The sequence below is a fragment of the Streptomyces sp. NPDC001880 genome, from assembly GCF_053594575.1.
The window spans coordinates 1-7,119 of record NZ_JBSFET010000160.1; the positions used below are offsets into that span (position 1 = coordinate 1).

Genomic DNA, 7,119 nt, shown 5'->3' on the forward strand with positions numbered 1-7,119 from the left:
ACGACCAACGCACAGGCAACAACACCGCCGAAACGATCCGCGCCCTCAAGATCAACTATAGCCCGGGCCCCACTGGGGTTCGCACGCGCCTTGGGTGCCCGCGCCGTCGGCGGAAGGCCTGCCCGAGTCAGCGGGGCAGGCACGAGAACCATCCGCCCGCCTTCTCCCTGAGCACGGCCGCCAGGCCACCGGGAGAGCTCGGTGGACAGGGCGACGCCCAGCAGCAGCCCGTCCAGCAGACCGCCTACACGTTCGGCGTAGGTCCGGCGCGGAAGCGGGCAGGGGTCGGGGCTGGCGGGCCCGGCCGGTAGTAGCCGAGTCCGCCTGCTCACTGCGCCTTCGGCAGCGCGGCCAGGGCGCGGCGTGCCTCACCGTGGCCCCTGCCGACGACCCGCCACACCGACCCCCTGCCCGCCGTGAGGGCCCGGGGTCGCGTACGTCACGACGCAGCGCGGCGTCGCGGTGGCTGAACGGGCGGGCAACTACCGGCGGCAGCGCGGCCGGAGCTTCGGCACCGCGCCTGCACGGACCAGGGACGGCCGCACAGGCCCGCACCTGGGCGACGGCTTCAGATGGCGGCGAGGCACGCAGCCGGGCGGGGCCGGAGACGGTGATGCGGGCACTCCCGGTACGGGTCTCACGCAGGACGTCTCGCCAGTCGGTGTGGGGCAGCCAGACTTTCTCCAGGAGGTGGGCGGTCCAGTCGAGCAGGTCGGCCCGCAGGCGCAGCCGGGCGGCCGGGATGCGGTAGTGGAACCCCTCCTCGCGGACGGAATCGCAGGCCCGGTGGTCGGCGCGCCAGGTCGCGGGTTCGGGCAGGCCGAGGAGGTCGGCCAGGTCGAGCGACAGGCTCCCATCGTGAGGGTCGGTGCTCCGCTTCTCCAGTGCGTGGTAGGCCTGCTGAACGGCGGCGGCCTCGCGGCAGCTGACCCAGAGGTAGCCGTCGTCCTGGATGACGGGCTGGGTACAGACGGAGCAGATCAGGGTGAGTTCACGGTCCATCGAGGGGTCCTCCCGGGAAGCGGATGCCTGTCACCGGGTGTCAACGTTCCGACGGCCCCGGCGGATGCGGCCGGTCCGCCGCAACCAGCCGGTGGGAACCATCCAGCGGGTGCCTGGTCGGCACCCGGTCGGGTGATTCTCCCCTCGCCTACGCGGGCGCGGCCATAGCGGCAATCATCCAACTTGCCTCACCGGCATAAGAGCTCGCAGAGGATGCTTCGGCCTGAAGAGCCGACAGCACCACCTCGGGTGCTGCCCAAAAATGGATCGTCAGGACGGACCAAGCCTCCTACCGTTCCGCCATGCAGATCGTTGTGACGCTGGACTGTGTCGACACCGAAGCGCAAGCGAACTTCTGGCTCGCCGCGCTCGCCCCGCTGGACTACCGGCGCGGCTTCCACGGACCTCCCTACCTGAGCCTGGTCGGGCCCGCTCCTGCACCAACCCTTCTCCTGCAGCACGTCCCAGAACCAAAGCAGGGAAAGAACCGCATGCACCTTGACCTCGACTTTGGCACCGCAGACCTGGTGTCCGAGGTCAATCGCCTTGAACGGCTCGGCGCTGCGAAGCTCTCTGAAGAACTCAGCGAACACGGCTTTCGCTGGATCGTCGTTGCCGACCCGGAAGGCAACGAGTTCTGCGTATTCAATCCCCCGAACAACATCAACGTTGCGGAGTAGTTACCAGGTCGGGCTGAGGTTCCACCATGGCCTGGGAAGCCGCCTGCGGCGGCTTCCCAGGCCGAAGCCTGTTCATCCGTCGATTACCGCCCCTTGGAGAGTCGTCTGGGCGCTCAGCGCCGGTGTCCCGCCTTTCCAGACCTCACTGAGGCTGCGGGCGCCGTACAGCGCTACGACGGTCCTCCCCCGCCCGCCGCGTCCCAGCCGTCCAGGAAAGCGGCCAGGGCGCGGCGTTCGTCTTCCTCGCGCTCAAGGAGTGCCGCCAGGACGCTCATGTCCCGGTGGGAGGTGATCGCGGCTTTCAGCCCTGCGGCGAGGACGTCGGGCGGCAGGGCCTCGGCCTGTGTGGTGGAGGTGCCGCTGAACGAGCGGTGATCACTGGCCTTCGGTGGGGCGGTGGGCAGCCCGTAGTCGGCGATCTGCTGCTCGGTCACTGCCAGGCGCTCGAAGACGACCTCCGTTCCTGGGGCGTCCACGGCGGCGAACGCGGTGACGTCCTCGGCCAGCGCGGAGAACAGGTGGACCCCGCTCTGGTCCCAGTCGGAGACGACAAGGACCCTCACCGCGCGGTGTCCGTCCGCGGCCGCTCGCAGCGCTGCTCCCCGTTTCGCCGGCAGCCCGTTGAATCCGCTTCCCGAATACACCGGCACGCCGTACGGGTCGGCGACGGCGACAAGCTGTGGAACCATCCCGGCCGTCTCGCAGACGATCTCAAGCCGCACCGGCTGGCCGGCCTGCCGGTCCAGGCGATAGTCCAGTGCCGCCCGGCGCAGCCCGGCCCGAAAGTCGTCGGGCCCGTCGTAAGCGATGGGTTCGGCGCGGATCTCGGTGTCGTCGCGCAGCGTCTCCCAGGGGATGCGGCCCGAGCGGCGGGCCATCCCGAGGAGTTCCACCGTCTGTTTGTAGGTGCGCTCTTCCTTGACCAGCACACCGTCGGAGACCAGTGAGTACCAGACCTGCCGGATCGTGAGCGGCAGCTGAGCAGCGTAGCGTGCCAGGACCCGGTCCACGGCCGTCAGCAGCTCGCACGTGCGGGCGCGGGGCTTCCATTGCGGCTGATATCCACGGGGCCGCCGGTTCGGCATGACAGCGCCTCCCGATCGGTTAGGACGCCTTGGCGTCCCTTTCCAGGATCTCGCCGCGGACCGTGCCGCGGCAACGCCTTCGGGCTGGCGTCGCGCCCTGGCCGTCTGTCTCCGGGGCTGGGCAAGCCTGCCGCACGGTGAGCTTGCCCAGGGTCCCCTTGGGCTTGCCCGGCACTCGTGACCGGTCACATGTCCGCGGCTGTGACCGGTGACCGGCCGTGTGACCGATCCGGTCTCGCCCATCGGCCAGACCGCACGTCAGCGGTGTGAGGGAGGGGCGATCTCCAGCGATCCTCCTGACCTTCCGCTAGATCCACTTTCGAAAGGGTTGCTTCGTCACAATAAAAGATCCGGCCGGAGCAAGCGGGACGGCGGCGGCTACGGTGAGGTGAATCGTTGGGCTGGGCAGGGAGTACCTATGGGGTCGGTGGCGAGAGAACGACTGTGTGACTGGGTGGTCAACAAGGACGCGGTGTGGGTCCACGGCGACCGGATCGCCGACGGCCGCGTTGCTCTGGACATGCGGTTGATCGACGGTCTCGACCCGGACGTGGTGCACAGGGACGGGCAGTGGCGGATCCGCAAGCACACCTTCCCGGTGCATCTCGGTGACGATCACCCCGACCTCACCGACGTACTCCCGGCCCCGGGTCCCGGCTGGAGCCCGGTGAGGTGGTCGAACTGGTCCACGGGCGGTGTGCGGATCGGCGCGGTCGACGGGCAGCCGGTCGCGGTCGACCACGCCTGGCTGTCCCGCCTCCCCGATGGCTACCGTCTCGAAGGCTCGCCCGATCACGACATGCTGCGGATCGTCACCACGGAGCCCGCCCCTGCCCTCCTGACCGGATCCGGTACCCCGCAGCATCTGGTGGTCGGCGTGGTGGTCCCCGTGAACACCACGACCGCGCAGGCCGGGGACGGCGTCCTGCGGGCCATCGTCGACGAACTCAGCGCACCGTAGGGTGCCGGTGCGAGCGGTTCAGGGCTCGGTGCTGATGCCCTGGTATCCGGGCCCGAGCCCACGCCGCCTCGCCCGGGGCCGGGGCAGCTTCCCGGGTGCGTGAGAGCGGACAGCTCAAGATCCTTGTAGGCGGACAAGTCGGGTCCTGATCTGCGGACAGCTGATCTCCCTTTCCGCAGATCCATTCGTGTCGATTCCGAACAGGTGATCCCTCCGGGGGTTGGCTCGGTGCTGCCTGGCAGCGAACCAACTCATCTCCGGAGGGATCGTGAAGAAGTCTGACAGGGATTCCCAATCATGTTGTCAAGCCGCGGTGGTGACGTCTCGTGATCGCTTCATTTCGCTGGGGCAGCGGAACGGGACGTGCTGAGCTCGAAGGTCCGGTGGTCACGTATGAGGGCCCAGAGCACGTTGAGGCGGCGCCTGGCCAGGGCCAGGACGGCCTGCTTGTGTGACTTGCCTTCGGCTCGTTTCCGCGAGTAGAAGGTCTTGGACTCGGGGCAGAACCGGGCGGCGACCTGGGCGGACATGTAGAACATCCGCAGGAGCCGTCGGCTGTAACGGCGAGGTCTTCGCAGGTTGCCGCTGACCTTCCCGGAGTCGCGTGGAACGGGGGCGAGTCCGGCGACGCCGGCGAGGCGGTCGGCACTGCCGAAGGCGCTCATGTCGCCGCCGGTGGCGGCGATGAACTCGGCTCCGAGCATGTCGCCGATGCCGGGCATGCTGGTGATCACCTCGGCGGCGGGGTGCTCACGAAACCGTTCCTCGATCTGGGCGCTGATCTGGGCGCTGATCTGGGCGATCTCCTCGTCGAGGGTCATCACCTCCTTGGCCAAGGTGTGGACCATCTTGGCAGCGGTCTTCTCCCCGGGGACGGTGGTGAGCTGGGCCTCTGCTGCGGACACGGCGATGTCGGCGATCTTCGCGGGGCTGTAGACCTTGCGGTTCTTCAGCCAGGTCGCGAGGCGGGCCCGGCCGATCCGGCGGAGGGCGGCCGGGGCCTGGTAGCCCGTCAGCAGCACCAGGGCGGCCTTGGAGGTGCTGTAGTCGAAGGCCCGCTCGAGAGCGGGGAAGTACTCGAGCATCTGCGCGCGAAGCCGGTTGATCGCGCGGGTGCGGTCCGCCGACAGGTCAAGGCGGCGGGCCGTGAGGATCTTCAGGTCGACCGCGATCTCGCTGGGCTCCTGGAGGGTCGCCAGGTCGCGGCGCATCCGGGCCTGGTCGGCTATGACGTACGCGTCCTTCGCGTCGGTTTTGCCGTCGCCGCGGTAGGAGCCGGAGGCGTGGTGCACGCTTCGGCCGGGGATGTAGAGCAGTTTCTGCCCGTGGTTGACCAGCAGGGCGATCCAGAGGGCGGCACCGCCGGCGTTCAGGTCCACGGCCCAGGTCACGGGGCTGCCGTCTGCGAAGTCCAGGACGTCGCCCAGGAGTTGCAGCAGTTCGGTCTCGTCGTTCGCCACCCGGCGCGAGATCACTTTGTCGCCGTCTTGGTTGATCACGGTGCAGTGGTGTTCGGCCTTGCCCGCGTCTGTCCCGGCCCACAGTTCGGGCACCGGACCTCCTTCGTCGTGCTTGTTGTGCTGTCCCAGCAGACGACCTCGCTGTCACGTCCATACGAGCGATTCGGTTCGCGCATCCCAATCAGCAGTCGAGTCGTCGCGGGGTGCCGGGCGGCCAATCCCTGCAAGCCACAGCAGCGGCAAAATCATGGCAGCCATACCTGGCACCCCTGGGTGTCCCGATCTTACGAATGACCGGGATCAGCCCGAGATCAAGGTATGGAAGTCATGGAAATCTTCGAGGCTCTCGACGCCACCGGGTGCGCGCATTCGGCGGCTGCGCTGGCGGGGGTCGATCCGAAGACCGTGCGCCGGTACGCACGAATGAGGGACGCGGGTCGTCCCACCGGCGGACCTGTGAGCCGGCCGAAGGTGATCGACCCGTTCATGCCGAAGATCGAGGAGTGGGTCGAACGCTCGCAGGGCACGGTGCGGGCCGACAAGCTCCACGAACGCCTTCAGCTGCTGGGCTTCGCCGGAGACGAGCGGACGACCCGGCGGGCGGTGGCGAAGGCGAAGGAACGCTGGCGGGCCGGCCACCGCCGTACTTACCGGCCGTGGATCACCGAGCCCGGTCTCTGGTTGCAGTTCGACTGGGGATGGGGCCCTAAAGTGCCTGGTCCAGGCGGTAGAGCCGAGCGCGAGACGCTGTTGTTCTGCGCGTGGCTGGCCTGGTCCCGCTTCCGGGTGGTGATCCCGGTCTGGGACCGGACCCTGCCCACCGTGATCTCGTGCCTCGACTCCACGTTGCGGGCGATCGGCGGGGCACCGACCTATGTGCTCACCGACAACGAGAAGACGATGACCATCGACCGGGTCGCCGGGATCGCGGTCCGTCATCCTCAAGTCGTTGCCGCAGGACGCCACTACGGCCTGCAAGTTCACACCTGCGTCCCGTTCGATCCCGAGTCCAAGGGCGGCTCGGAGGCCACCGTCCGCATCGCCAAGGCGGACCTGATCCCCACCACCGCGAACCTGCGGGAGAAGTACGGCAGCTTCACCGAACTCCGCGGGGCCTGCGCGATCTTCTGCCAGCAGGTCAACACCCGCGTCCACCGCGAGACCGGCAAGACCCCGGCCTCCGCACTGGACGTCGAACGCACCCGCCTGCACCCACTACCCGCAGCACCTCACACCCTCGCGCTCGGCGGGTCCCGCCAGGTGCTGCGGGACCAGACCGTCCGCTTCGGCTCGGTCCGCTACTCGACCCCGCCGGGCCTGGTCGGCCAGGAAGCCTGGGTCCGCGCCGATGGCGAGGAACTCGTCATCGTGGTGGACCTGTCCCGGCTCGCGCACCGACCGGAATGGATGCAGGGCCCGGCCGGGCTGACGGAAGTCGCCCGGCATTCCCTGTCCCTGCCCGGACGGCCCGTCATCGACCTGGCGCACTATCCCAACCATCCGCAGGAGATGGACGGCTCCCCGCGCCAGCCCAAACCCAAGCCCGCCAACGACGCCGAGGCAGCCTTCCTCGCGCTTGGACCCGGGGCGAAGTCCTGGCTGATCGAGGCCGGCGCCGCGGGCACCACCCGGATCCGGGTGAAGATGGCCGCCGCCGTCGAGCTCGCTGCCCTCATCGGTGCCGCCGAAGTCGACCTCGGCCTCGGTCTCGCGGCGACCGCGGGACGGTTCGCCGAGGACGACCTGATGTCCATCGTCCAGCACCGCCGGAACGGCACCCGCACCGCCGACCTCGTCGTCGCCGACGAGTCCCACTCCGTCCAGCCAGGCACTTCCGCCTGGGCCGACTTCGGCCGTCGGCCTCGCGGGCAGGCGCCCCACAGCGTGGGTGGTGACCGTCGACGTCACCGAGGCGAGGGTGGTCTCCTGGC

The 7,119-nt window shown here is 69.0% G+C and carries 5 protein-coding genes; 3 read left to right on the plus strand and 2 right to left on the minus strand.

Annotated features, from left to right (window positions below; all coding sequences use genetic code 11):
- Positions 1–1,304: 1,304 nt before the first annotated feature.
- Positions 1,305–1,682 (plus strand): VOC family protein, encoded by a 378-nt coding sequence (locus ACWCQ6_RS34855; RefSeq protein WP_392263679.1) that lies wholly within the window; start codon positions 1,305–1,307, stop codon positions 1,680–1,682.
- A 170-nt stretch (positions 1,683–1,852) separates the two neighbouring features.
- Here ACWCQ6_RS34855 and ACWCQ6_RS34860 read toward each other — a convergent pair whose 3' ends face one another.
- Positions 1,853–2,767 carry a hypothetical protein gene (locus tag ACWCQ6_RS34860; protein WP_451096176.1) on the minus strand — a complete coding sequence of 305 codons (915 nt, stop codon included), beginning with the start codon at positions 2,765–2,767 and terminating at the stop codon, positions 1,853–1,855.
- Positions 2,768–3,194: 427 nt separating this feature from the next.
- Here ACWCQ6_RS34860 and ACWCQ6_RS34865 point away from each other — a divergent pair, with 427 nt between their 5' ends.
- Positions 3,195–3,728 (plus strand): hypothetical protein, encoded by a 534-nt coding sequence (locus ACWCQ6_RS34865; protein WP_451096178.1) that lies wholly within the window; start codon positions 3,195–3,197, stop codon positions 3,726–3,728.
- Between the two features lie 335 nt (positions 3,729–4,063).
- Here ACWCQ6_RS34865 and ACWCQ6_RS34870 read toward each other — a convergent pair whose 3' ends face one another.
- Positions 4,064–5,281 (minus strand): IS110 family transposase, encoded by a 1,218-nt coding sequence (locus ACWCQ6_RS34870; protein ID WP_451096181.1) that lies wholly within the window; start codon positions 5,279–5,281, stop codon positions 4,064–4,066.
- Positions 5,282–5,506: 225 nt separating this feature from the next.
- Between ACWCQ6_RS34870 and istA the strand changes: the two genes are divergently transcribed.
- The coding region (gene istA, locus ACWCQ6_RS34875; RefSeq protein ID WP_451096183.1) for an IS21 family transposase at positions 5,507–7,119 on the plus strand (1,613 nt) is incomplete at its 3' end.